The sequence below is a fragment of the Pelagibius sp. genome (genome assembly GCF_028289705.1).
Taxonomy (GTDB): domain Bacteria; phylum Pseudomonadota; class Alphaproteobacteria; order Kiloniellales; family Kiloniellaceae; genus Pelagibius.
In genome coordinates this window covers 1-24,962 of the sequence record NZ_JANQOI010000023.1, presented here as the reverse complement: position 1 = coordinate 24,962, position 24,962 = coordinate 1, and the positions used below count along the sequence as shown (strand labels likewise).

General features: G+C 64.7%; 19 protein-coding genes. 10 read left to right on the top strand and 9 right to left on the bottom strand.

The genetic code is table 11. The features are described from left to right. Together Q0996_RS03055 and Q0996_RS03050 are read right to left on the bottom strand one after the other, a co-directional pair. A partial coding sequence (locus Q0996_RS03055; RefSeq protein WP_299615864.1) for a DegT/DnrJ/EryC1/StrS aminotransferase family protein occupies positions 1-611 on the bottom strand: 611 nt, incomplete at its 3' end. 11 nt (positions 612-622) lie between these two features. Continuing rightward, the gene (locus tag Q0996_RS03050; protein WP_299615862.1) at positions 623-1,615 is read right to left on the bottom strand and encodes a Gfo/Idh/MocA family protein; all 993 of its coding nucleotides are present in this window, start codon (positions 1,613-1,615) and stop codon (positions 623-625) included. Positions 1,616-1,841: 226 nt separating this feature from the next. Between Q0996_RS03050 and Q0996_RS03045 the strand changes: the two genes are divergently transcribed. The 3 genes from Q0996_RS03045 (at position 1,842) to asnB (ending at position 4,902) form a co-directional block, all read left to right on the top strand. After that, positions 1,842-2,447 carry a CDP-alcohol phosphatidyltransferase family protein gene (locus Q0996_RS03045; protein ID WP_299615860.1) on the top strand — a complete coding sequence of 202 codons (606 nt, stop codon included), beginning with the start codon at positions 1,842-1,844 and terminating at the stop codon, positions 2,445-2,447. 43 nt (positions 2,448-2,490) lie between these two features. Further along, entirely contained in the window at positions 2,491-2,910 is a 420-nt protein-coding gene (locus Q0996_RS03040) for a RidA family protein (protein ID WP_299615858.1), read from the top strand. Between the two features lie 66 nt (positions 2,911-2,976). Beyond that, complete coding sequence (gene asnB, locus Q0996_RS03035) at positions 2,977-4,902, top strand: asparagine synthase (glutamine-hydrolyzing) (protein WP_299615856.1); 1,926 nt, start codon at positions 2,977-2,979, stop codon at positions 4,900-4,902. A 259-nt stretch (positions 4,903-5,161) separates the two neighbouring features. Here asnB and Q0996_RS03030 read toward each other — a convergent pair whose 3' ends face one another. Beyond that, positions 5,162-5,902, bottom strand: a complete 741-nt coding sequence (locus Q0996_RS03030) for a sulfite exporter TauE/SafE family protein (protein ID WP_299615854.1) — start codon at positions 5,900-5,902, stop codon at positions 5,162-5,164. Between the two features lie 314 nt (positions 5,903-6,216). Here Q0996_RS03030 and Q0996_RS03025 point away from each other — a divergent pair, with 314 nt between their 5' ends. Then, positions 6,217-6,879: a trimeric intracellular cation channel family protein gene (locus tag Q0996_RS03025; protein WP_299615852.1), complete on the top strand. Its 663-nt coding sequence runs from the start codon at positions 6,217-6,219 to the stop codon at positions 6,877-6,879. A 265-nt stretch (positions 6,880-7,144) separates the two neighbouring features. On the opposite strand, the gene Q0996_RS03020 is transcribed toward Q0996_RS03025, so the two are convergent. Next, entirely contained in the window at positions 7,145-8,254 is a 1,110-nt protein-coding gene (locus Q0996_RS03020) for a hypothetical protein (RefSeq protein ID WP_299615850.1), read from the bottom strand. A gap of 629 nt (positions 8,255-8,883) precedes the next feature. Next, the gene (locus Q0996_RS03015; protein ID WP_299615848.1) at positions 8,884-9,408 is read right to left on the bottom strand and encodes a YHS domain-containing (seleno)protein; all 525 of its coding nucleotides are present in this window, start codon (positions 9,406-9,408) and stop codon (positions 8,884-8,886) included. 103 nt (positions 9,409-9,511) lie between these two features. Here Q0996_RS03015 and Q0996_RS03010 point away from each other — a divergent pair, with 103 nt between their 5' ends. Further along, entirely contained in the window at positions 9,512-10,387 is an 876-nt protein-coding gene (locus Q0996_RS03010) for an AraC family transcriptional regulator (RefSeq protein WP_299615846.1), read from the top strand. Positions 10,388-10,548: 161 nt separating this feature from the next. Here Q0996_RS03010 and Q0996_RS03005 read toward each other — a convergent pair whose 3' ends face one another. The 4 genes from Q0996_RS03005 to gcl all read right to left on the bottom strand — a co-directional run bounded on the left by Q0996_RS03005 (position 10,549) and on the right by gcl (position 16,277). Continuing rightward, complete coding sequence (locus tag Q0996_RS03005; RefSeq protein ID WP_299615844.1) at positions 10,549-11,745, bottom strand: hypothetical protein; 1,197 nt, start codon at positions 11,743-11,745, stop codon at positions 10,549-10,551. Between the two features lie 557 nt (positions 11,746-12,302). Continuing rightward, on the bottom strand, positions 12,303-13,217 hold the full coding sequence (locus Q0996_RS03000; protein WP_299615842.1) for a 2-hydroxy-3-oxopropionate reductase: 915 nt from the start codon (positions 13,215-13,217) through the stop codon (positions 12,303-12,305). 264 nt (positions 13,218-13,481) lie between these two features. After that, the gene (gene otnI / locus Q0996_RS02995; RefSeq protein WP_299615840.1) at positions 13,482-14,279 is read right to left on the bottom strand and encodes a 2-oxo-tetronate isomerase; all 798 of its coding nucleotides are present in this window, start codon (positions 14,277-14,279) and stop codon (positions 13,482-13,484) included. A 165-nt stretch (positions 14,280-14,444) separates the two neighbouring features. Beyond that, entirely contained in the window at positions 14,445-16,277 is a 1,833-nt protein-coding gene (gcl, locus tag Q0996_RS02990; RefSeq protein WP_299615838.1) for a glyoxylate carboligase, read from the bottom strand. 292 nt (positions 16,278-16,569) lie between these two features. Here gcl and bhcR point away from each other — a divergent pair, with 292 nt between their 5' ends. The 5 genes from bhcR to Q0996_RS02965 form a co-directional block, all read left to right on the top strand. Next, positions 16,570-17,418: an HTH-type transcriptional regulator BhcR gene (gene bhcR / locus Q0996_RS02985; protein ID WP_299615836.1), complete on the top strand. Its 849-nt coding sequence runs from the start codon at positions 16,570-16,572 to the stop codon at positions 17,416-17,418. Positions 17,419-17,788: 370 nt separating this feature from the next. Then, on the top strand, positions 17,789-21,139 hold the full coding sequence (locus Q0996_RS02980) for an AAA family ATPase (protein WP_299615834.1): 3,351 nt from the start codon (positions 17,789-17,791) through the stop codon (positions 21,137-21,139). Then, positions 21,136-22,425, top strand: a complete 1,290-nt coding sequence (locus tag Q0996_RS02975; RefSeq protein ID WP_299615832.1) for a YcaO-like family protein — start codon at positions 21,136-21,138, stop codon at positions 22,423-22,425. The genes Q0996_RS02980 and Q0996_RS02975 overlap by 4 nt, the downstream gene beginning before the upstream one ends. After that, the gene (locus Q0996_RS02970) at positions 22,422-23,831 is read left to right on the top strand and encodes a TfuA-like protein (protein ID WP_299615830.1); all 1,410 of its coding nucleotides are present in this window, start codon (positions 22,422-22,424) and stop codon (positions 23,829-23,831) included. The genes Q0996_RS02975 and Q0996_RS02970 overlap by 4 nt, the downstream gene beginning before the upstream one ends. A 25-nt stretch (positions 23,832-23,856) precedes the next feature. Beyond that, a partial coding sequence (locus tag Q0996_RS02965) for a hypothetical protein (RefSeq protein WP_299615828.1) occupies positions 23,857-24,962 on the top strand: 1,106 nt, incomplete at its 3' end.

Genomic DNA, 24,962 nt, shown 5'->3' with positions numbered 1-24,962 from the left:
TAGAAGCTGGTGGTTGTCACCGGGGCCAGGCTGCCGGCCCGCCGCGCACCTTCGGGGCCGGCTTGAACCGCCCCGAAGCTCTGGGCCGCATCGGCGATCAGCAGTATCTCCTCCGCTTGCGCCAGCTTGCGGATCGCCGGGTAGTCGGCGGGCCGGCCGAAGAGGTCGACCGGGATCACCGCCCGGGGCCGTAAGCGCCCGGCCTGCCGCACCGCTGCGATCTGCGCCTGCAGTTGGGCCGGGTCCATGTTCAGGCTGTCATCGTCGATGTCGACGAAGACCGGCGTGGCGCCGCAGAGGGCGACAGCACCGGCCGTCGCCGCGAAGGTGAAGGCCGGCACGAAGACCGCGTCACCCGGGCCCACACCGAGGGCCATCAGGGGGATCACCAGGGCTTCGGTGCCGTTGGCCACGGTGATCGCATGCGCAACGCCGGTGTAGTCGGCGAGCCGCGCTTCCAGCTCCGTCACCTCCCGGCCGAGGATGAAGTCGCCCCGCGCCAGGACGGCGTTCATGCGCGCGTGGATCGCCTCGCCCAGCGCGGCCATCTGCCTTTGTACGTCGACCAGGGGAACCGGCGGCATCCCTACCGGATCGGGACTCGTTGCCATCCGCCGTGAGCCTATCCGCCGGCCTGGCGGCTGAGCGCCGGATCGCTGTTGGCTTCCATGACGAAACGGGCGTGGGCCTTCAACTCGCGGGTGGCGATGAGCGCCGCTTTCAGGGCTTGCCGACCCTCCTCTCCGCCGACGATCGGCCGCCTGCCTTCGCGTACGCAGTCGATGAAACTATCGATCTCGCGCTTCAGGGCGTCGACCTCCTCGAAACTCTCTTCGACGATGTCGACGGCGGTACCCTGGGCTTCGCCGTTGGCCTTGCGGGCGATGATCAGGGTCTGGGCGTCGAAGTTCACACTCAGATAGCTGCTCGGCTGGAAGATCCGCATGCGCCGCTCGGTCTTGAAGCTGATGCGGCTGGCGGTGATGGTGGCAATGCAGCCGTTGGCGAACTTGACCCGGGCCGAGCAGATGTCCTCGTGGTCGGTGAACACCGGCGCCCCCGCCGCGTCGATGGAGGTGATCGGGGAATCCACCAGCGACAGCACCAGATCGATGTCGTGGATCATCAGGTCGAGCACCACGTTCACGTCGGTGCTGCGGCCGCTGAAGGGGGTGATGCGCACGGAATCGATATAGAGCGGCCGGCCGGCATGGCGGCGCAGCGATTCGGCGACGCCGGAAAAGCGCACGAGGTGGCCGACCTGTAGGATACGGTTCTGGGCGCGGGCCAGGGCAATCAGGGCATCGGCGGTGGCCAGGCGGTCGGTGATCGGCTTTTCGACCAGCACATGGATGCCCGCGTTCAAGCAGTCCTTGGCCACCTCGAAGTGGGCATGGGTGGGCACGGCAATGGTCACGGCCTCCACCTTGCCGAACAACTCGCGGTAATCCGAAACCGCAGGCACGCCAAGATCCTCGCCGACCGCGGCGGCGCGCGCAGAGTCGATGTCGGCGACGGCGACCAGCGTTGCGGCCTTGGAGGCGGCAATCTTTTGCGCGTGATAGGTGCCGAAGTGCCCTGTTCCGATCACGGCCATCGGCAGTTTATCTGACATAAAGGGACCTCCTGGCCCGAACGTGCTTCCTGCCCCGGTGAGGTGGCCAGTCTTTGCGGACTCGATTCCCCGCTGCCCTGAATTGGGACCATTGTTTGCGCTAATCAAGCCATTGTCCACGGCGGATTGGGGGGCGGGGACCCTGCTTGTTTGGCCCAGGGTACCGGGATTCCGGTGAATCCGCCGGGGTGCTGGCGTCCGGGGACGCAACAGGCTATGGGAATGTATGCTGGATGCGCGCCTCAGGACCGTGATCGACCCACCGCTCGACCGAATCGGCCGCTGGCTTGCGCGGCTGGGGGTGACCGCCAACGCGATCACCCTGGCGGGCTTTGCGGTGGGCATCTGTGCCTGGGCCATGCTGGCGCTGCACAACTACTGGTGGGCTCTGGCGCTGATCCTGCTGAACCGTCTGGCCGACGGCTTGGACGGGGCGGTGGCGCGCCATGCCGGCGTCACCGATCTCGGCGGTTACCTCGATATCGTCCTCGACTTCCTGTTCTATTCGGGAGTGGTCTTTTTCTTTGCGGTCGGCCGCCCGGAAGAGGCTCTGGCGGCGGCCTTTCTGATCTTCTCCTTCATCGGCACCGGGGCCAGTTTCCTCGCCTTTGCGACCCTGGCCGCCAAGCGCGGCGTCACCACCGCGGCCCGCGGCAAGAAGTCGATCTACTATCTCGGCGGCCTGACCGAGGGCAGCGAGACCATCGGACTGTTCGTGGCGATCTGCCTCTTTCCCGATCTTTTCGCCTGGTTCGCCTGGATCTTCGGCGGGCTGTGCTGGCTGACCACGGCGGTGCGCATCTACTCCGCGGCAGAGACCTTCAAGAACTGAGCGAACCCTAGAGTTCGTCACCATTGCCGGAAGGACCGGAATCATGGCCATCAAGAGCTTCAATCCCCCGGATGTCTGGGCGCCCTTCGGCGCCTTCTCCATGGGTGTCGTCCAGGGCGAGGGACAGGTGGTCCACTTAAAAGGCCAGGTCTCCCTGGACGCGGCAGGCCAGATCGTCGGCCGCGGCGACATGCAGGCGCAGGTCCGCCGCACCCTGGAGAACATTCAGGCGGTGCTTGGCCATGTCGGCGGGCGCATGGAGGATATCCTCTCGCTGACCCACTACGTGACTGACATGGAGCGCTTCATGGCGGCGGGGGAGGTCCGCCGCGCCTTCTTCGCCGAGCCCTTTCCCGTTACCACCACCATCCAGGTGGTGCGGCTCTACGATCCCGAGCTGATGGTGGAGATCACTGCCCTGGCGGAGATTCCCAGGGACCGTTTCAGGGACCCGGCGCCGTAGCGCCGCGCCGACCGCCCCCACAGCAGTTTCGACAAGCTTAAGGCTTTTGCGCTAAGAGGGCCCCCTATGTGTGGGGTCGTCGCCATGTTGTCGCGGGATGGACCGGTCTCGGCGGAAGCGCTGGACCGTGCCGTGGCGCGCCTTCACCACCGCGGGCCCGACGGCCGGCAGTGCTGGCTGGCGACGCAGGGCGGCATCGGTCTGGGCCACGCCCGTCTCAGCATCATCGATCTGGAAACCGGCGCCCAGCCCATCGCCAACGAAGACGCGCGCATCCGCATCGTGGTCAACGGCGAGTTCTACGACTACGAGCGCATCCGGCGAGATCTGCTGCGCGGCGGCCACCGCTTCCGCACCCAGTCGGACAGCGAGATCGCCCTGCACCTCTACGAGGATCTCGGCCTCGGCTGCCTGCAGCATCTGCGCGGCGAGTTCGCCTTCGTGATCTGGGACGAGACGCGGGACAGGCTGATCGCCGCCCGCGACCGCTACGGCATCAAGCCGCTGTACTATAGCCTGCACGGCGGCTGCCTCTACGTGGCTTCGGAAATGAAGGCCCTCTTCGCCGCAGGCGTGCCGGCACGCTGGGATGCGCAGAGCGTCTATCTCGGCCAGGCGCTGCGCGGACCGCAGCGCACGCCGTTTGAGAACGTCTTCGCGGTGCCGCCGGGCCACTATCTGCTGGCCGAGAGGGACGGCCTGGAACTGGTCCAGTACTGGGATGTGGACTATCCGCGGGAGGAAGAAGAGCTTCCCTACAGGTCGGAGGCGGATCTGGTGCGCGGCTTCCGGGCGGTGCTGGAGGAGGCGGTGCGCCTGCGCCTGCGCGCCGACGTGCCGGTCGCCTGCTACCTCAGCGGCGGGCTCGATTCCTGCGCCATCCTCGGCCTGGCGGCGCGGCACCGCAGCGATCCGATCCAGACCTACACCATCGGGTTCGAGCACGAGGACTACGACGAGCGCGGCATCGCCCGCGAGATGGCGGCTCTGGCGGGGGCGGCGTTCACGCCCATCGCCCTGCGGCAGGACGATCTCGCCGACAACTTCTCCGATGCGGTCTTCTATTCCGAAGGGGTCTGCGCCAACGCCCACGGCATCGCCAAGTACCTGCTGAGCCGGGCGGTGCGGGATGCCGGCTTCAAGGTGGTGCTGACCGGTGAGGGCGCCGACGAGGTCCTGGCGGGCTACCCGCACCTCCGGGTGGACAACCTGCTGCATCAGAGTGCGGAACGGGGCCGGGAGGAGACGCTGCGCCTGCTGACGGAACTCGGCGAGACCAACGCGGTTTCCATGGGCCTGATGTTCCCCGGGCCGGGCGCTAGGGGCTCGTCCCTGATGCAGCGGCGGCTTGGCTTCATCCCCACCTGGCTGTGGCCCCACTTCACCCGGCTGACCTATATGCGCGGGGTCTGCCCGCCCGACTACCTGGAGGCCTTCGTCGGCCGCGACCCGGCAGCCTTCCTGCTCGGGAATCTGGATATCGAGGGCCGGCTGCAGGGGCGCCATCCGGTCGATCAGGCCCTTTATCTCTGGGCCAAGACAATGCTGCCGAACTACATCCTCGCCACCCTCGGCGACCGCATGGAGATGGCCCATTCCATCGAGGGGCGGCTACCCTTTCTCGACCACGCAGTGGGAGAGTTTCTCCAGCGCACCCCTCTAGACCTGAAGATCCGCGGCGTGACCGAAAAGTACATCCTGCGCGAGGCCACCCGCGACCTCGTCACCGAGGCCGTCTATCGCCGCCAGAAGCATCCCTTCCTCAGCCCACCCCTGGCGCTCACCTCCGGCGGCCGGCTGATCGAGCTGGTGCGCGACACCCTGTGCAGCGAAGCCGCCGCCGCGGTTCCCTTCCTGAAAACCGAGAACCTCCGCCGTCTGGCCGACTCCCTGCCGACGCGGACCCCGGACGAACTGCTCGCCATCGACGGACAGCTCATGGTGCTGGTCAGCACCATCTTCCTGCACCAGCGCATGGGGGTGGAGGGATAAGTGGACGGGTCCGCCCTCCGCCCGTGTCCACGGCTGCCCGGAATTTCTTTTCTCTGTTTGGCGGACGGCTCTTTGCGGAGAGGGTGTCACCCCCACCCCATCCCTCCCCCGTCGAAAGGGGGAGGGGGAAGCTATTGAGGCGGCTGAGAAAATCTCCTCCCCCCTTGACGGGGGGAGGTTGGGTGGGGGGTGAGCCACGCACTCGATGGCAGCCTGCTTTCCTCGATTCTGACCTTAACCCGGACTGCCGTGACCCGCGTCAGAGAGTGACGCTCAGCACCAGCCTGAGGGCGATCAGCGCCAGGAGGACCAGGATCAGGCGGTCGAAGGTTTCCTTGGCGATGAAGCGGGCGAGGTAGTTGCCCAGCGGCATGGCGGCGACCAGGGGCAGGATCGCCGCGGCGCTGAGCAGGGCGCGGGTCGGCGTCAGCACGCCCCAGGCCGCCAGCAGCGGGATCTGCACCATCGACATCGCGGCGAAAAAGACCGAGATCGTCGCGATGAAGGCGGCGCGCTCCATCTGCACCGCGTTGAGAAAGGTGATGGAGACCGGCGCCGAGACGCCGACCGCGCCCTGCAGGATGCCGCCGGCAAAGCCGGCCGGTGCCGCCAAACGCGTTGCTAGGCCGAGTCCGAGCGCCCAGTCGGGCCGCGCCAGCCGGAAACCGATGTAGAGGAAGACGGTCCCGGCCACGCCCAGCAGCAGGGCATCCGAGGGCAGCCCCACCAGCATGGCGGAGCCGACGCCCGCCCCCGCGGCGCCGGCCAGGGCAAAGCCCCAGGTCAGGCCGGGGGTGAGTTGGTGCCTGCGGAAGCGCCAGCCCTGCCAGGTGTTCGCCATCAGGCTCGGCAGGGTGAAGATCGCCACCGCCAGCGGCACGTCGTAGAGCATGGCCAGCAGCGGCACGGCGAGAATCGGCGCGCCGGCGCCCGTCGCGCCCTTGAGCACGCCGCCGAGGGCAAGCCCGAGGGCGCCGAGGAGAATGCCTGTCCAGTCCATGGCCCCCTTATGGGATACCGCGGCGCAAAGGTCCAGAAAGGGGAGCGGGCCGGTTTCTTCCGAACCTCAACGTCTCTAGCATGGAACCCGCCCTCCTGTAGTGGCAGGGCACTCGCATGTGGGCGGAGAGAGATTTCCTCGTGTTTCGAGACGGCCTTTCAGGCCTCCTCAACATGAGGAAATCCCACCACCGGGATACTCCCTCATGCTGAGGAGGCCGCGCAGCGGCCGTCTCGAAGCATCTGGCCGCCATATGCACTCGCTCTGCCGCTGCGGGATGGCATCTACGCAGAGTCGGGGAAGGCAGGTTTGACATGCTTGAGATCGAAGCGCCGCCGCAACTGGTGCTGACCATCGACATGCTGGCGGTGATCGTCTTCGCCGTCTCCGGCGCGCTGGTGGCCTCGCGCAAGCGCCTCGATATCGTCGGCTTCATGTGGCTGGCGGTGCTGACCGGCGTCGGCGGCACCGTCCGTGACTTGCTGCTAGACGTGCCGGTGTTCTGGATGGTCGCGCCGCACCACGTCATCGCCTGTCTGGTGACGGCGGTGGCGGTGCACTTCACCGCGCACCTGGTGGAATCCCGCTACCGGGTGCTGCTGTGGTTCGACGCCCTGGGCCTCGCCCTGGTGACCGTGGCCGGCACCGCCAAGGGCCTCGACAGCGGCACCGGCGTGCTGGTCGCGGTGGCCATGGGCGTGATCACCGGCACCGTCGGCGGCATCGTGCGCGACCTCGTTGGCAACGAGCCCTCGGTGATCCTCAGGCGCGAAATATACGTGACGGCGTCCGGGCTCGGCGCCTGCAGCTACGTCGTGCTGGCCGAACTGGGCCAGCCGGGGTTAGTCGCGGCTGTGGCCGGCGTGCTCGTTACCTTCGCCGTGCGCGGCCTCGCCATCACCTACAACTGGTCCATGCCCGCCTACCGCCACCGCCCCGGCCGCACGATGGCGGAGATCGAGGAGCTGAGGAAGTAGGGGGGAGATGCGATGAGCGCGACAAATCGCTATCCGGTTCCGAAGCAGAAGCCGTTGGCCAGTAGGTGATCGACAGAGTCAGACATTGATCAGGGGGAGGTCAGGTCAGCCAGCAGGAGCTTCGAAAGGGCCAGTGCAAGGGTGGCGCCCACCTCAGCCTGGAGTAAGTCTGTCGCCCGCGATGAAGGCAGATGACCTGCTCGCCAAAGCTCACGGTTTGTCAGTTAATTCTCGCCGATCGGACTCGCCCCTGACCTAGTTTCGGCTAGTTCTTCTTGGATAGGTCCTCTTCAACATAGCGGACAATTGCCTCCAAGAGGACTTCACGGGGGAACTCGTTCCGCGTTACCAAGGTCTTGGCGACTGTTGGCGTATTTCTGGAGAAGGGAAGTATGACGGCCCAGTGATCGGCACGAACGTAGCCCAGAATTGTACTCCCCGGAATAACCGCGTCAGAGAAGATTGTTTGGCTATCATTTCTGGGATCCACTTGTGACAATACTGCGTGAAATGGCTTCAAGACCGCCGAGATCTGTGAGGGCTTCGGGTAATTCACCAATGAGTAGAGGTGAATATCGGCTTTCGGAAGATCTATCAGAAGAAGGTCTCTGTGTTGTGCCAACCAAGCCATGCGCCGACCTCGGCTCAAGTCCTTTATCGCCTCTTTGTCTCCGGGTTCGCAGGCTGCTAGGGGCAATCGTTCGGCAGCGGTACCGAGCAGAGTGTTCTGGAAACCATCGGCCAGCGGTGTGCCGCTGACGACACCGGCAACACTGACGACGCCTGATATGTAGGGCCTGATATCGGGAAACCGGGAAAGGGCCGTGAGGACATCAGGCAAACCCTTGGAATATGCGATTAACAAGATCTTCTGGCGATTAGGCTTTTTCGAATCGCGAACGTAATCAGCGATGACTTTGGCGTTGTGTTGTGAGCCAAATCGACCTTTGACATCGATGATACCTGTCGTGAAGCCAAGGCTCTCGATGTGATCCCGAGCGTGCTCGAAGGGAGGTGCCTCTTCAATCACGCACTCTCCGAAGATGCCGGGTACGACCACTGTACGGAAGCTGGAGCGCGACTGCCCCAGAAAGACCGAGTTTTTCGAGGAAGGAGGTTCATCTCCTAGATCCGCAAGAGCCTCCTCGCAAGGCCGATCCTCGGGAAGGTCTCTTCCGTGGTCCTCGCGAATGGCGCAGTAAATCTCGCGAAATCTTGCCCGACCATCTTTTGCCGGAAGATAGACCGCTGGCAGTAGAGCTTGCGGTACCTTATCAGTTGTATTCTTCAATAGCGGTGGCGTACAGGAAGCCAACAGCATGACGCTCAAGGCTATCTGAACAGAAAGAAGCGTGTGCGTGCAGCCGATCAGCATCTGTGTACTTTGTTATTCGATTTGCAAACGAGGCGGTTCTGTATTCAGACAGGTATTATTGCATGATTATCGGAATCAGGAATCTTATGCTGAATGGTGAGAGATTTATCCCAAAAAGATATGTATTCTTCTCGAGCACTCATCTTCCAAGGTTCTCACGCGTCAACCTTGAAGCCCAATTCTGTAAGGCCGTCGAGTATGAGATACTGTATCTTCTACTTTACCTTTGCAGGAGGCAAGTTGTCTACTTTGATTTAAGATCACTGACCAGTTGTTTGTGGGTGGCTCGACAATGTAGAAGAGCAATTGATCCTGTCGGCCGTTTCTCAGCTGAGTTCAGACAAGCTTGTTTCCGCACTGACTACCAGAGTGTCAAAAGCAGGAAGGAGTGCCACCGGATCAAACAAACACCGGCCGACCCCGATTGGCGAGCCAATAGTGTTCTTTGACTGAGGTTCTACGCCATCACCGCTGAGGTGGCATCGTCTTCGGCTACCGCAAAGGAAGGCCAAGAAAGCTGCAACTGTGCTGAACGGCGCGAAGCGTATGTCATGCGGTCCTTGGGCGGGACCGCATGACATCGCTCCTGACCGATGCCCGGGAGGCTACTGGGCAGGCTACTGGGCAGGTTACTGGGCGCCGATGGTCACGCCGGCAGGCGCAGAGGCTTCAAGGCTTGCGTCGGCGACGCTGCGGATCAGCGGCCAGTTGTTCTCCGCACCGCGGATGAAACCGGGCACATCCTCTTTCCAGCGCGCCTGAATGTTCTTGTTCAGGTTCAGATAGAGCTTGCCGTCGACAACAGCCCAGGCATTGGGGTCGCCATCGAACTTGCGGCCCATGGCCGTGCCGAAGGCGCAGTATCCGCCGTACTGCGGGGCGTAGAGCGCCGGGTCGGCGGCAAAGGTGTCGCGGTGCTCTGCAGAGGCAAAGCGATAGGTGGCGCCCTCGTATTGCGCGGTAAAGCGATCGTTACCGACCACCGGCTTTCCCTGGGTGAAGTAAGCCACGACGTCATAGCCATGCACGGCGTAGCCTTCCACGATGTTGACCTCGGTCTCCGCCGTGGCGAGCCCTGCCGTGGCCGGCACGACGGCCAGAGCCAGACCTGCCGACAGCAGAGCATTGCGAAGTGCTTTGGTGACAATGGACATTGCAATTTCCTTCCGCTGGGTTCATTGACCGATGGGCCGGGACAGGCGCCAGGGCGCCAAATTCCGTCCGTCACGGAAGATTTAAGTCATCAGGTGTGATCATTTGTCCGAAAAAGCACGCAGTTCGTCCGAAGAGACGGCCGTCTTTCCGCTGCTGAACCGTCGAAGCTTCAGCGCCAGCGTCTTCTTTTCCGGATCGCTCTGCGGGGGCTCGGACCACAGCGCCAAGGACGCCCAGATGCATCTGCATCTGCTGCGGCGTGGATCGCTCTGCCTGCAGACCCTGGGCGGCGGCGCCAGGCAGATCGACCGGCCGAGCCTCATCTTCTTCCCCCGCGCTCAGGATCACCGGCTGGAAGCCAGGGAACTGCCGGGGGCCGAACTGGTCTGCGCGCGCCTGACCTTCACCGGCCCTGAAGCCGAGCTTCTGCTGCTCGGCTTGCCCGACCTGCTGGTCATCCCGCTCGATGCGCCAATCGGTCTGGGCCCGGTGGTCGAGCGTCTGTTCGATGAAGCCTTCACGCCCGCCTTCGGCCATGACGCAGCCGTCGATCTGATTGCCGAACTGTTGCTCGTCATGTTGCTGCGCCATTGCATCGCGGAGGGTCTGACGGAGGGCGGACTGCTGGCGGGCCTGGGGGATGCCAAGCTCGCCCGGGCTCTCGTTGCGATGCACGATCGCCCGGCGGAGGATCTGAATATCGAACAATTGGCGGCGATCGCGGGCATGTCGCGTTCCAACTTCGCTGCCGCCTTCAAGCAGCGGGTTGGTACCTCGCCCGGCGACTATCTCGCCACCCTGCGCCTGGCCCTTGCCAAACAGGCCCTGCTGCAGGGCACCTCCTTGAAGACTGTGGCTCCGCTGGTCGGTTACAGGAGCGCCACCGCTTTGGCCCGTGTCTTTCAGCGGCAGTTCGGCTGCGGCCCGCGTGACTGGCTGGCGCAGCAGCAACGAAGCGCCGATCCTGGCGACGGCTGATCCGGCCCGACGCTCGCCCGGCTCAGCCGTCCGAAAATCAAAGGCCCCGCCGGAGCCAACCGACGGGCCTTCGCTTCGTTTGGTGCGCTGCGCTATTCCGCTGCCGCCGACGCAGCCCGTTCTGGCGACGCCCAAGGCCTTGGCGCCCTGCAGGGAGAGGTTCAGGTCCTTCTGGTGCAGCTCGAATCGGACAACAGGTCCGTCCCCAAGCGGCTTCGGAGCCTGACAACGACAAGGCAACACAAGGCCGATACCATTAGGAAAACGGTTGCCGGCTCGGCAACACGCGTCAGCCTAACTGAGCCTGCGCCTCCCGCTGTCCAGTTGTTCAGGTTTGCAAAATCGCCGTCGAGAAGACCGGGAAAGATGATGTTGTCGAGCAGCACCGAGGAACCCGCCGGTCCGTCGATCTGGAAGGTAAGAAGCAGGTCGTCCATGCCCAAAAGGGAGGAGTCGTCGATCTCAAAGTATGCGCGCAGGAATTCGGAAGAGATACTGACTGGCGCTTCCAGGAGGCGACCGACCGGACTGCCGTCGATCAGTACGGAAAGCGCACCGGTGGTCGTCGTAAACCTGTAGTCGAAGACGATATTGAAGGGATCATTGGGGAGGTCCACGGTCTGACTCAAGATCGCAGGCGATCCGGCTACCAGTTGGACAACATTGCCAAGAGGTGCCCCACCGCTTGCGTTCCAACTGATCCAGTTGGAAGAACGAGTGGAGGTGAATCCGGAAGTGTCGCTTTGCTGAACGATAATGCGGATGGCGTAGTTGACGTTTGGCGAGAGGCCGGCAAGTTGAACGCTTGCTGCACTGGATCCCAGATTTATGGGCGACTGGCCGCTTAAGATCTGGTTGGTGTCGTCGTTCCACAGTTCATAGCGAACTTGCGACACTGTGGGCCCCGTCGTGGGCAGATTCCAGGTCACAGTCGGTGAGGCCGGTGGCCCGGATACCGCAAGATTCCTGACGAGCTCCATTTTTGGCACCCCGTTGCGATCAGGAGTGCTCAGGACAAGCTGGTCGGCGCCGTTTTGGAGGACAATCGTCCACGGACCAAGGAGATTGCTCGACTGGGCGGTGGCATAGGAATACTCTACACCGAACAACCCCGGCCTTCCGCCGCCAGCCAGGTTCCGCAGGTTCTCGAAGGTGCCGGTCGCATCGTTTGTGGCGGAAGCAGTCGTCCCCTGGGTCCCATCCGGCACGACACCTGAAACGCCTATACTGAAGGTCTCCCCAACCCCGGTGCCTACCGTGTTTGATGTTTCATTGTCACGGATGGCAAAAGGAAAGGCATTCGTGATGGGTGTGGCCTGGGCCGAAAGAGAAGCGCAAACTCCAAGGATCAGCAGCAACGATGCTGCCCAACAATGATAATGGCGCGGCATTAGGGCCCCCGTCTTCTGCAGTGCGCCTCCAAATTCCCCGACGATATATCCCTTGAATTAATACTGTACCACAGAATCCTAAGTTCAGCGAATCACACATCTCGAGACGAAGTTCAGTCTGTCGATAGAAGGACAGGTAACCTTGTCAAAGACGAAGATCTAGATCGCTAAATTGGTTTTGTGGTTCTGAGTTCGAGTTCTAAGAGGTCTGAAATAGCGGTGAGATGAGAAGATTCCAGTTGTGACGGTTCGAGGCAAACCGGTGACATTCCGATTTGAGAACCTAGAGCGGATCATGTTTAGACGGAAACACTTTGGTGTTTGCGTCTAAACATGTGAATCCGCTCTACACTCGAGAATTAGAGCAGATTCACCAGGCTCGATGGATCGCTCCCGCGATTCCATCGAGCCAGGATCTGCTCTAGTGCTTGTGGGACGCGATCAGTTGGAAACAAAAGTCGGTTGAAACGAAAGAGGCCCGCCGGAACTAACCGGCGGGCCTTCGCGTTGTTTTGCGCGGGAGCCTATTCTGCGGCAGCGGAGGCTGCGCCTTCTTCGGCGACCGGGTGGGCGGCCATCAGTTCCAGCGCCTTCACCATGGCAGAGTGGTCCCAGGCGGCGCCGCCGTTGGCTTTGCAGGTGTTGAAGAGCTCCTGCGCGGTGGCGGTGTTGGGCAGGGCGACGCCGAGGGCCTTGGCGCCCTGCAGGGCGAGGTTCAGGTCCTTCTGGTGCAGCTCGATGCGGAAGCCGGGGTCGAAGGTACGCTTGATCATGCGCTCGCCGTGGATCTCCAGGATGCGCGAGGTGGCGAGGCCGCCCATCAGGGCCTGGCGCACCTTGGCCGGGTCGGCGCCGGCCTTGGAGGCGAAGACCAGGGCCTCGCCCACGGCTTCGATGGTCAGCGCCACGACGATCTGGTTGGCGACCTTGGTGATCTGGCCGGCGCCCGAGGGCCCCACCAGGGTGATGTTCTTGCCCATCAGCTCGAAGATCGGCGTCGCCTTGGCGAAGGCCGCCTCGCTGCCGCCCACCATGATGGTGAGGGAGGCCGCCTTGGCGCCGACCTCGCCGCCGGAGACCGGCGCGTCGAGATAGTCGCAGCCGAGCGCCGCGATCTTCTCGGCGAAGTCCTTGGTCTCGATGGGGGAGATCGAGCTCATGTCGATCACCAGCTTGCCGGCGCTGAGCCCGGCGGCGACGCCGCTCTCGCCGAACAGCACCGCCGCCACCTGGGGCGTGTCCGGCACCATGGTGATGACGATCTCCGCCGCCTCGGCCACCGCCCTGGCGGAGTCGAGCACCGTCAGGCCCTTGCCCAGCAGGTCGTCCGGCGCCGGCGTGCGGTTGACGGTGCTGAAAAGCTCGTGCCCGCCGTCGAGGAGATGGCCGGCCATGGGCGCGCCCATGATGCCGAGGCCGATGAATCCGATCTTTGCCATGTCTTTGCGTTCCTTGTTCTCTTGATTCTGTCGCGGGGCCTTAGAGTCTGATTCGAAATGAATGATTTGATGTCAACGCCTTGCCAACGTTGCCCCTCCTCAGGCCGTCACCCTCGGGCTTGTCCCGAGGGTCCATGGAAGGACCGAGTCCCGGACCTCCATGGATTGCCGGAACAAGTCCGGCAATGACGGTTCGGGAAGCCCGAAGGTAGGAAACCTTTGCCGGACAAAGCATCATTTTGCGGCGGGTCCTTGGGGCGCAGCCTACTCGGCCGCGGCGCTGGCGGCGAGATAGGGCTTCAGCCAGCCGAGGCCCTCGGAGGTGCCGGCCTTGGGTTTGTACTCACAGCCGATCCAGCCCTCGTAGCCAAGGCGGTCGACGGCCTCGAAGACGAAGGGATAGTTGATCTCCCCGCTGCCGGGCTCGTGGCGGCCGGGGTTGTCGGCAAGCTGCATGTGGGCGATTCGCAGCAGGTTCTTCTCGATGGTGCGGACCAGATCGCCCTCCATGATCTGCATGTGATAGATGTCGTACTGGAAGAAGAGGTTGTCGGAGCCGACGCGCTCGATTACGTCGAGGGCCTGGGCCGAGGTGGAGAGGTAGAAGCCCGGGATGTCGATGGTGTTGATCGCCTCGATCAGCAGGGTGATGCCCGCCTCCTTGGTTTTCGCCGCGGCGAAGCGCAGGTTCTCGACATAGGTCTCGTCGAGTTTGCCGGGATCGACGCCTTCGGGGCGCAGGCCCGCCATGGCGTGCAGTTGCGTGCAGCCGAGGGCCTTGGCGTAGTCGATGGCCGTGCCGACGCTCTCCTGGAACTCGCCCACCCGGTCCGGCAGGCAGGCCATGCCCCGCTCGCCGGCGTCCCAGTCGCCCGCCGGCATGTTGTGCAGCACCTGGGTCAGGCCATTGGCCTGCAGCGCCTCGGCCAGGGCGTCCTTCTCGAAGGCATAGGGGAAGAGATATTCGACGCCGGCAAAGCCGTCCTTGGCGGCGGCGGCGAAGCGGTCGAGGAAGTCATGCTCGCCATAGAGCATGGAGAGGTTGGCGGCAAACTTGGGCATCGCTGGGGGTCCTCCTGAACTTTGGGCGCAGCTTACGCGGCCCGGCTACCCTTGAGTCAAATCTCGTTGCAGTGACGGGGATGCCATCGCGCCGGACGGCCGCCATTCGGATGAGTGACGACCAGTCCCGACGCGATGCTGCGGCCCCCCGCTACTTGATTTCTATCACTCTGCCGGTTCCAGCTCCGCCGGATCCTTGGCGAGTTCGTCGATCCCCACCTTTTCGGGCGTCGGCACGCCGTCGGTGCCGAGGGAGGGGTCGAGGCAGAGAATCTCCTCGAACTCGTTCACGGCGTCGAGCTCGGTGCCCATGGAGACGTTGGTCACCCGCTCCAGGATGAACTCGACGACCACCGGCACCTGGTGCTCGGCCATCAACTCGTGGGCGCGGTCGAAGGCCTCCTTGAACTCGTTGGGGCTTTTCACCCGGATCGCCTTGCAGCCCAGGCCTTCGGCCACCGCCACGTGGTCGACGCCGTAGTCGCCGAGGTCCGGGGCGTTCACGTTCTGGAAGGAGAGCTGGACGTTGTAGTCCATGTCGAAGCCGCGCTGGGACTGGCGGATGAGGCCGAGGTAGGAGTTGTTCACCACCACGTGGATGTAGGGCAGCTTGAACTGGGCGCCGACGGCCAGCTCCTCGATCATGAACTGGAAGTCGTAGTCGCCGGAGATGGCGACGATCTCCTGCTCCGGGCGGGCCTTGCGCACGCCCAGGGCCGCGGGCAGGGTCCAGCCCAGGGGGCCGGCCTGGCCGCAGTTGATCCAGTTGCGCGGACTGTAGACGTGCAGGAACTGGGCGGCGGCGATCTGTGACAGACCGATGGTGGTGACGTAACAGGTATCGCGCCCGAAGACCTCGTTCATCTCCTGATAGACGCGCTGCGGCTTCAGCGGCACGGCATCGAAGTGGGTCTTGCGCAGCATGTGCTTCTTGCGGTGCTCGCACTCCTCGGCCCAGTCCTTGCGGTCTGGCAGCCGGCCGGCGGCCTTCCATTCGCGCGCCACCTCGACGAAGAGCTCGAGGGCCGCCTTGGCGTCGGAGACGATGCCATAGTCCGGCATGAAGACCCGGCCGATCTGGGTCGGCTCGATGTCCACATGCACGAAGGTGCGCCCCTTGGTGTAGACCTCGATGGAACCGGTATGGCGGTTGGCCCAGCGGTTGCCGATGCCGAGCACGAAGTCGGAGCGCAGGAAGCTGGCGTTGCCGTAGCGGTGGCTGGTCTGCAGCCCCACCATGCCGGCCATCAGCGGATGATCGTCGGGAATGCTGCCCCAGCCCATGAGGGTGGGGATGACGGGGACGCCGGTGATCTCCGCGAACTCGACCAGAAGGTCGGAAGCGTCGGCGTTGATGATGCCGCCGCCGGCAACGATCAGCGGGCGTTCGCCGGCCGCCAGCATCTCCAGGGCCTTTTCCACCTGGCGGCGCGAGGCGGCGGGCTTGTAGACCGGCAGGGGCTCGTAGGTCTCGTCGTCGAACTCGATCTCGGCGAGCTGCACGTCCAGGGGCAGGTCGATGAGCACCGGCCCCGGGCGGGCGGAGCGCATGTAATGAAAGGCCTGCTGGAAGGCCCGCGGGACGAGGGCCGGTTCCCGCACGGTAATCGCCCACTTGGTCACCGGCTTGGCGATGGATTCGATGTCGACGGCCTGGAAGTCCTCCTTGTTCAGCTTGGCGCGGGGCGCCTGGCCGGTGATGCAGAGGATGGGGATGGAATCGGCGGAAGCCGAGTAGAGGCCGGTGATCATGTCGGTGCCGGCGGGCCCGGAGGTGCCGATGCAGACGCCGATGTTGTTCGGCTTGGCGCGGGTGTAGCCCTCGGCCATGTGGGAGGCGCCCTCGACATGGCGGGCCAGCACATGGTCGATGGACTGGCGCTGCTTCATGGCGGCGTAGAGCGGATTGATGGCGGCGCCGGGAACCCCGAAGGCGACGGTGATGCCTTCATTTTCCATCACCCGCACGGCGGCCTCTGCCGCGGTCATCCTGGGCATGACTCCCTCCCTCTCACGCTTTGGGCTTTGTCCAATGCAGCCATCATACGCGCCACTACGGGAGAGTCAACAAAAATGGAAAGATATTCCGTATTGTGGAATTACGATGTATGAAGTGATATATTTCAATATGATAATAGATAAGTTCTAGGGTGTAGAATTCGGAAATCTCTCCCAAAAAATCGAAAAATCTAGCCCGGAAGGGTCCATTCGGGCTTACATCGCGGTTTCCTGGCCCCTATGCTGCGGGCCACGCGGCGCAAGCGCTTGGGGAGAGGACGGAGGTTCGCGAATGGCAAGAACGGCATCACGGGCCCGCGATGCGGCCGGCGGCCGGCAGAACAGATCGGCGGCTCAGGGCGGACAGGTCCAGTCCCTCGACCGGGCCATCTCGATCCTCGAGCGCCTGGCGGAGGGGGATGGGATGACCCTGACCGACCTGTCGCAGTCGGTGGGCCTGGCGCCCTCGACGACCCATCGCCTGCTCACCACCTTGCAGCAAAGACGCTTTGCGGACTTCGATGAGGAATACGGCGTCTGGGTGATCGGCGTCGGCGCCTTCAAGGTCGGCAACGCCTTTCTGCGCGCGCGCAAGATTGTCTCCCTGGGCCGTCCGGTGATGCGCCGGCTCATGGAGGAGGTCGGGGAGACCGTCAACCTGGCGGTGGAAGACAAAGGCGAACTGGTCTACGTCAGCCAGTTCGAAAGCCACGCGCCGATGCGCGCCTTCTTTCGTGCCGGCCGCCGCGCGCCCATGCATTCCTCGGCCATCGGCAAGGCCATGCTGGCGGAGATGAGCGAGGAGGATCTGCGCGACTTTCTGCATCGTCAGGGCATGCAGCGCTTCACCGACAACACCATCGTCGAACCGGCGGCCTTGCGCGATCAACTGCGCCAGATCCGCCAGCGCGGCTGGGGCATCGACAACGAGGAACATACCGTCGGCATGCGCTGTGTCGCCGCCACCATCCACAACGAGCATGGCGAAGTAATCGCCGGCATCTCAATCTCCGGGCCCAGCGTGCGGGTGACCGAGACCCGGCTTGGGGAACTGGGCGCCAAGGTGGTGCAGGCGGCCGAACTGGTCACCCGGCAGATCGGCGGGGTCGTTCCCGGCGCCCTGCGCCATGAAGTGACTTAAGCTCCGTCGCTAATCGCATCGGTCGGTATGCAGCGGTCTTGTGGCAGGCGGCCCCGGGCCTGCCGCAGGTATGGTCTTTTTGTGGGCTATCACCCGAGAATGTGAGAGAAAATTCATCGACGCTGTTCCTCTCCGGATAGTATAGAGACAACGAGGGGAACAGGACTTTGGTCTTAGGAGGCGGCTTGCGGGTTACGGGGGCGGTGAATCTCGCCGTTACGGCATCGGAGGTCCGGGCCGGACTTCCAGCGGGGCGAATGCCGGCTTATGCCACAAACGGGTCACAGGCCCCTGTGGTACCACCGGATTATGCACCGGCGGCCGGGCGCGGGGGGGGTGTCGGCTTGCAAGGGGGAAAGGGAAGGGCGCGATGGCCATTCGGCGCTGGCTGACGGCGATCGGCCTTGGTGGCCTCGCCGACACCTTCGAAGACAACGACATCGATCTCGAGGTCGTTCCGGACCTCAGCGAAGAGGACCTGAAGGAACTCGGCCTCACGCTGGGCCAGCGCAAGCGTTTCCTGCGCGCCGCCCAGGCCCTCGACAGCGCGGAACCGGATGCCGAGACCGATCCTGCCGACAGGGTCGAGAGGGTTCCCGCGGAACGCCGCCATCTGACCGTGATGTTCTGCGACATCGTCGGCTCCACGGTGCTTTCGGAGCGTCTGGAGGCCGAAGACCTGCTGGACGTGGTGCGCCGCTACCAGACCTTCAGCGCCTCCATCATCGGCACCCACGAAGGTTACATCGCGCGCTATGTGGGCGACGGCATCCTCGCCTACTTCGGCTATCCCATGGCTCATGAGGACGCGCCGGCCCACGCCCTCCACGCGGCCCTCAACATCGCCGAGGGAATCGGCGCGCTGGAGATGCCGGCGGACACCAAACTGGCGGTGCGCATCGGCATCGCCTCCGGCGTGGTCATCGTCGGCGACATGATCGGCGGCGGCGCTGCCGTGGAACAGCCGGCCATCGGCGTGGCGCCGAACCTGGCGGCACGGGTGCAGGGGATTGCCGGGCCGAACGAGGTAGTCGTCGCCGACGTGACCTATCGGCTGACCCAGGACGCCTTCGACTTCGAAGACATGGGCAGCCGGGAGTTCCACGGAATCAGCGAGCCGGTGCGCACCTGGCGGGTGCTCGGCGAACACCGGGGCGACCGCAGCGACGTCAATTTCGGACGCTGGTCGCTGACCTCCTTTGCCAACCGCAGCGAGCCGCTGGACCTGGTGCGCGCCCAGTGGCAGCGGGTCCAGGAGGGCCGCGGCCAGGTACTGGTGATTTCCGGCGAGCCCGGCATCGGCAAGTCGCGGCTGATCCATCAGTTCCTGCGCGAGGTCGAACAGGAAGCGGCGGTCCAGATCTATCAGGCAACGCCCTACAATCAGGACTCGCCGCTCTATCCCCTCATTCAGCGCTTCCGCCTGGTCGCGGGCATCGATCACGGCGACGGCGCGCAGGTGATTCGCGAGAAGCTGGCGGCGGTGGTTCAGGGCGAAGCCGCCGAGCGCGACGCACGGACCGACATCTTCGCGGGCCTGCTGACTCCGGTCTCCATCGACAGCCCGCAATCTCAGATCGAGGCCAAGCAGAACCGCGAGAGGACGCTGCAGGCGATCGTCGAGTACCTGGCCGCCCTCAGTCTGATCCAGCCTGTTGTGATCGTCGTCGACGACTTCCAATGGCTCGATCCGACCTCCATCGAACTGCTCGACCGGGTCATCCAATCCATCCCCAACAAGCGCACCCATGTGCTGGTGACCTCCCGCAGCGGCTTTCACGCGCCTTGGGAGAAGCTGGCGCATGTGACGCAGCTCGAGCTCGGGCGGCTGCCGGCCAAGGACACCCAGGCGCTGATCAGCAGCCTCGCCCAGGGTACGGCCCTGTCGAAGTCGCTGGTCGGCGAGATCGCGGAAAAGGCCGATGGGATTCCGCTGTTCGTCGAGGAACTGACGAAGTCCGTCATCGAGCACAATTTCGAACGCTCCGCCGGCGGCAGAAAGAAACGGCGAAACGGCGAAACGGCGCGCGTGCCGATCTCGCTTCAGGATTCGCTGATGGAGCGCCTCGACCGGGTCGGCTCGGCAAAGACGGTCGCTCGCGTCGGTGCGGTTCTCGGGCGCTCCTTCTCGCGTGAGCTGATCTCCACCGTCGGCGGCTTCGAGCCGGAGCATCTGGATGCGGCGCTGATTACCCTGTCCGACGCCGGACTGGTGCTCCGCGAGGTCGATCAGCGGGGCAGGGAAACCTTCGCCTTCAAACACGGCCTTGTGCAGGAAGCCGCCTATGCCTCGCTGCTGCGCGAGGAGCGCAAGCGTCTGCACGCCAGCACGGCCCAGGGCCTGCGCAAACTGCGGCCCCGCATCGAAGAGGAGCGCCCGGACCTCCTTGCCCACCACATCAGCGCAGCGGGTCTGCACGAAGAATCCGCACGGCTGTGGCTCCAGGCCGGGCGGCTGAGCCTCGCTCAGTCCGCCATTGTCGAGGCGGTACACCATCTGCGGCGGGGTCTGGAGGCGCTGGACGAACTGACCGCCACGAGCGAGTCAAAACTGCTGCGCTTGCAGCTTCTCATTCACCTCGGCCCGGCGCTCATCTCGCTGCATGGCCCCGGGTCCGAAGAGGTGGAGGAGATCTACAGCCAGGGCTACGCGCTTTGCCGGACCCTGCCGGAATCGCGGGACCACTTCCCGGTCTATTGGGGCTGGTGGCGGCGCTCGCGGGATTTCAACGAAATGGGCCGGCGCGCCGACGAGCTGCTGAACCGGGCGCGTCTGCGCAAGGACGACGAACTGATGCTGCAGGCCCACCACTGCCAGTGGGCCTCGCACTTCAACCGTGGTGACTTTCAGGGCTGTCTCGATCACATCGACGGAGGCTTGGACCTCTACGAGAAGGGCGATTACCGCACCCACGCCACCCTTTACGGCAACCACGACGCCAAGGTCTGCGGTCATGGCGAGCGCGGTCTGGTCTATTGGCTGCTGGGCAGGCCGGAAGAGGCTCTGGCCTCGGAACGCCTCGCCTACAAATGGATGCAGGAACTGCGGCATGGCGGAAGTTGGATGCACCTGAAAGACATCACCATCATGCACCGCCTCTACCGGCGCGATGCGGTGGAGGTCTTGCGCATCGCCCAGGAGATGATCGACTTCGCCCAGGAGCAGGGCTTCTCCGATCACAAGGCCAAGGCCCTGGTGTTTTGCGGTTGGGCTCATGCCAGACTGGGCGATCCCTCGCGGGGTCTGAACGAGATCCGCGAGGGCCTCAACCGCCAGATCGCCATCGGCACGGAAGAAGATTTCCCGATCTACTACGACATGTTCGCCGAGGTCCTGGCGCTCAACGGCCGCATCGACGAGGCGCTGGAAGAAACCACCGCCGCGCAGGCAAAGTTCGAATCCCTCGGCCTGTGGATCTGGGCGCCGGAGCTGCGCCGGCGAATCGGATATCTGCTAAGGTTGCGCATGCCCAACGATCCGGAACCGGCGATCGCCGCCTATCACGGTGCGCTCGATCTGGCGACCAACCAGGGCGCCAGGGCCCTGGCGCTGCGGGCCGCGACCAGCCTGGCCGGCCTGCTGCGCGGCCAGGGGCGCAGTGAGGACGCGCGGCGAACGCTGGAATCTCACCTCGTCGATCTGGATTCAATGGCCGATACGCCGGACTATGCCGCGGCGGCGGCGCTGCTGGCGGGACCGCGGGACCGGAGCAGCGGATGAGCCGGCCGGAAGAGGCGGCCGGGCGGTGGGAGCGTGACGCCGATACGGCCGTTGGCACGGAATCGTCGAAAGCCTATAGGGGCGGGACCCACCGCAGTTGCCGGCCCGAAGAGACCTTGGCGCGCGTGCTGCCGCTGGCCGACCAGATGGGCATCACCCGGCTGGCCAACGTCACCGGCCTCGATACCATCGGCATCCCGGTCTACATGGCCTGCCGGCCGCTGTCGCGCTCCATCGCCGTTTCCCAGGGCAAGGGCCTGACGACCGCCGAAGCGAAGACCTCCGCCTTCATGGAGGCGGCGGAGAGCTATCATGCCGAACGCATCACGGCGCCGGTCAAACTGGTCTCCTTCAACGAGCTGCGCCGGGATCACGCCGTCATCGACATTGACGGTCTGCCCCGCTCCGCCCTGGGAGAGTTTCATCCCGACCGCCAGATCCTCTGGATCGAAGGGTCGAGGCTCGGCGATACCGCCACAGCCAAAAGACTCTGGGTGCCGCTGGAGCTGGTGTCGACCAACTTCACCCTGCCGCAACCCTCCGGCAGCTTTGCCTTTCCTGCGAACACCAACGGGCTGGCGTCCGGCAACTCCCAGGCGGAAGCGCAGCTCCATGCGCTCTGCGAGCTGGTCGAGCGCGATGCCCTGACCCTCTGGCGCCTCGGCGGGGATGCGGCGCGCACGGCCTCGAAGCTGGACGCCGGCACCGTCGACAGCCCGGCAGCCCGTGCCCTCCTGGCGCGTTATCACGATGCCGGGCTGGCCGTTGGCCTGTGGGACACCACCTCCGACCTCGGCGTTCCGGTTTTTTGCTGCGCCGTCGCGGAACGCAGCGACACCGCGGTCGAAGCGGAGCTGGGCGCCGGCTGCCATCCCGACCGTGAGGTGGCGCTGCTGCGGGCGCTCACTGAAGCGGCGCAGTCGCGGACCACGCGCATCGCCGGCTCGCGCGACGACTACGTGCCGGAAAGCTATGACGAAGCGGCCAAGCTGGCCCGCAACCGCACGGCCCAGCTTTGGGTCGCCGAACCGCCGCGGCGCAGCTATGCCGATGTTCCCCACCTCGCCGGCAACACCATCGCCGGCGACCTGGCGGGAGTCGTCGCCCTACTCGCCGACAAAGGGATCGGCGATCTTGTCGCCGTCGATCTGAGCAAGCCGGAGATCGGCATTCCCGTCGCCCGCGTTGTCGCTGCCGGACTCGAGGGTGCCTACCAGGGGCGCGGCAGCGACTACCGGCCGGGTCCCCGCGCCCGGGCCCGAGGACTGAGCCTGCCGCCACCATGAACCTGGAACAGACAACAGCGGCGCCGGCCGTTTTTCTCGGGCCCAGTTTGCCGCGGCAAGACGCGGAGCGGCTGCTTCGGGCCGACTTCCGGCCGCCGGTGCGCCAGGGTGACATCTATCGCCTGCTGCAGCGCGGGCGCCCCGAGGCCATCGCCATCGTCGACGGCTATTTCCAGGAGGTCCCCTCGGTCTGGCACAAGGAGATCCTCTGGGCCCTCGATCAAGGCGTTCCGGTCTATGGCGCCGCCAGCATGGGAGCCTTGCGGGCCGCCGAGTTGGAACGCTACGGCATGCAGGGTATCGGCAGGATCTTCGAAGCCTACCGGGACGGTGTCTATCCGCCCTTCGGCGGCGAGGTCTTCGAGGACGACGACGAGGTGGCGGTCATCCACGGGCCGGCGGAACTCGGCTTCCCGGCCTTGTCCGATGCGATGGTCGATCTGCGCGCGAGCTTCGCCCGTGCGGCCGCGGAGGGTGTGATCGACGAAGCCCTGTGCGGCAGATTGGTTGCTGCCTTCAAAGAACGCCCCTATCGGCAACGGAGTTGGGATGCGCTGCCGGAGGTGCTGGCGGCGCTCGATGTCGCCGCGGACACCTGCGAAGCGCTGCAGCGGTGGCTTCCGGATGGACGGGTCGAACAGAAGCGAGAGGATGCGCTCGCCCTGCTGCGGCATCTGGCGGCTGCCGGCGACGGCGACCCGGCAAGCGGTCCGCGCCCCGAATTCGTGTTCGAACGGACCACGCTTTGGGAGCAATTCGTCGAGTCCAGTCACGCGCAGCCGCTCCACAACATAAGCGCTGAGGAAAGCCTGGTGCTGGATGAGCTGCGGCTCGACCCACAACTCTTTGCGGAGCTTCGCCCGCTCGCGGTGCTGCGCTATGGCTGCCTGCACGGCGGGGACCCGGCCGCGCCGAGCGACGTTGAGCGCCGCAATGCCCTGAACCTGCTGCGCCGGCGCTTCGGACTCTGGTCACGGGAAACCCTGAGCGCTTGGGCGAAGACCAACGACCTGGACCGGGCCGGGTTCGACCGGTTAGTCGACACGGAAGCGCTGCTGCTGCGCCACGCGGAAGCGGCGGGGCCACTTCTGGACGCGTTTCTTCTGGACGTGCTGCGCGGCGAGGGCCGCTATGAGGCACTGGCCCGCCGTGCGTCCGACAAAGCCGCCTGGATCGAGGGCGCGGCGGTACGGAAACCGAAGGCGTCGGAATCCGGGCGGCTTCTAGACTGGTTTTTCGAACATCGGCTTGGGGGCAGCCTGCCGGAGGATCCGCAAGCGGTCTCGAATGAACTTGGCTTTGCCACCTTTGATGAGTTTATCGAGGCACTGGGCCGCGAGTATCATTACGCGAGAGAGTCTGACGAGGGGAAGGGCACCGATCCGGGCGGCGAGAAAACGCTGTAACGGGTCGGGCAAAAGGGGGCACGGGATGGTGATGCTGGTCGACCGGCACCTGAAGAGGGACGGAACCGCGGGGGGAACCCGGTTTCGCCTCTACCCGCAGATGCCCGAGTTGGAAGGCTTCGGCGAACCGGAAACCGTTCTGGTGTCGCCCCCGCCCGGCAGCATCGGTCCTGGGCCCTTCGACGGTGCCATGCGGGTGGTCGATCCGCTGGTGCCCAAGCAGCCCTACGGCTTTCCCGACATGCCGCCGTTTCGCGGCGCCGCCTTTCCGCCGCCCGCGCCGGGCCCGGACGGACACTTCGATCACCTCCCTACGAACAGCCGCCAGTTCCTCTCGGCCCATATGTACGGCTCGGTCCGCTTTGTGCTGGATATCTGGGAGCACTACCTGGGCAAGATGGTGGACTGGTACGACCCGCGCGACGGCTTTCTGGTCGAACTGGTCCCGGAGGTCGATTGGGACAATGCCCATGCCGGTATCGGGTTCATCGAGACCGGCGGGCGGATCAACCGCGCTGGCGCCTATCAGCCCTTTGCCCTGAACTTCGACGTTTTGGCCCACGAAGTCGGCCACACGCTGCTGTTCTCGGAACTCGGCCTTCCCCGCGCCGATGCCCTGACCCCGCAGTTCCTCGCCTTCCACGAGTCCATGTCCGATTTGATCGCGCTGATCTCGACCCTGCACTTCGAGAGCATCAACGACGATCTGATCGACCAGACCGGCGGCAATCTCTATGTGCTGAACTTCCTGAACCGGATCGGCGAGCTCTCCAGCAGCGAGCAGATCCGCGTCGCCAGCAATTCGGCGGTGATCGCCGATCTCGAGGACCTGGAACTGACCCCGGAGGGTGAGTGGATCGACCCCAGCGGGCAGGGCCGCAACGGCCACCACCTGGCACAGCCGCTCACCGGCGCGATCTTCGACAATCTGGTCGAGATTTACCAGGACGGCCTGGCGCGGCGCGGCCTGATCGGCGGCGGCTTCGATCCCCGGGGATGGGACCGGCAGAGCGTAGCCGCGAGCCTCTCGCAGTTTCAGCAGGCCTCGTCGGGCCAGTTGGCCTTGCACCGCCCCGGCTTTCTCGACGCCCTGCATCAGGCCCGGGATCTCATTGGCCTTGGTCTGGCAGC

What these genes read in the sequence shown, in the direction of transcription:
- Q0996_RS03050 (WP_299615862.1), bottom strand. Translation starts at nt 1,615, where the DNA reads ATGTCAGATAAACTGCCGATGGCCGTGATCGGAACAGGGCACTTCGGC.
- Q0996_RS03045 (WP_299615860.1), top strand. Translation starts at nt 1,842, where the DNA reads ATGCTGGATGCGCGCCTCAGGACCGTGATCGACCCACCGCTCGACCGA.
- Q0996_RS03040 (WP_299615858.1), top strand. Translation starts at nt 2,491, where the DNA reads ATGGCCATCAAGAGCTTCAATCCCCCGGATGTCTGGGCGCCCTTCGGC.
- asnB (WP_299615856.1), top strand. Translation starts at nt 2,977, where the DNA reads ATGTGTGGGGTCGTCGCCATGTTGTCGCGGGATGGACCGGTCTCGGCG.
- Q0996_RS03030 (WP_299615854.1), bottom strand. Translation starts at nt 5,902, where the DNA reads ATGGACTGGACAGGCATTCTCCTCGGCGCCCTCGGGCTTGCCCTCGGC.
- Q0996_RS03025 (WP_299615852.1), top strand. Translation starts at nt 6,217, where the DNA reads ATGCTTGAGATCGAAGCGCCGCCGCAACTGGTGCTGACCATCGACATG.
- Q0996_RS03020 (WP_299615850.1), bottom strand. Translation starts at nt 8,254, where the DNA reads ATGCTGATCGGCTGCACGCACACGCTTCTTTCTGTTCAGATAGCCTTG.
- Q0996_RS03015 (WP_299615848.1), bottom strand. Translation starts at nt 9,408, where the DNA reads ATGTCCATTGTCACCAAAGCACTTCGCAATGCTCTGCTGTCGGCAGGT.
- Q0996_RS03000 (WP_299615842.1), bottom strand. Translation starts at nt 13,217, where the DNA reads ATGGCAAAGATCGGATTCATCGGCCTCGGCATCATGGGCGCGCCCATG.
- otnI (WP_299615840.1), bottom strand. Translation starts at nt 14,279, where the DNA reads ATGCCCAAGTTTGCCGCCAACCTCTCCATGCTCTATGGCGAGCATGAC.
- gcl (WP_299615838.1), bottom strand. Translation starts at nt 16,277, where the DNA reads ATGCCCAGGATGACCGCGGCAGAGGCCGCCGTGCGGGTGATGGAAAAT.
- bhcR (WP_299615836.1), top strand. Translation starts at nt 16,570, where the DNA reads ATGGCAAGAACGGCATCACGGGCCCGCGATGCGGCCGGCGGCCGGCAG.
- Q0996_RS02980 (WP_299615834.1), top strand. Translation starts at nt 17,789, where the DNA reads ATGGCCATTCGGCGCTGGCTGACGGCGATCGGCCTTGGTGGCCTCGCC.
- Q0996_RS02975 (WP_299615832.1), top strand. Translation starts at nt 21,136, where the DNA reads ATGAGCCGGCCGGAAGAGGCGGCCGGGCGGTGGGAGCGTGACGCCGAT.
- Q0996_RS02970 (WP_299615830.1), top strand. Translation starts at nt 22,422, where the DNA reads ATGAACCTGGAACAGACAACAGCGGCGCCGGCCGTTTTTCTCGGGCCC.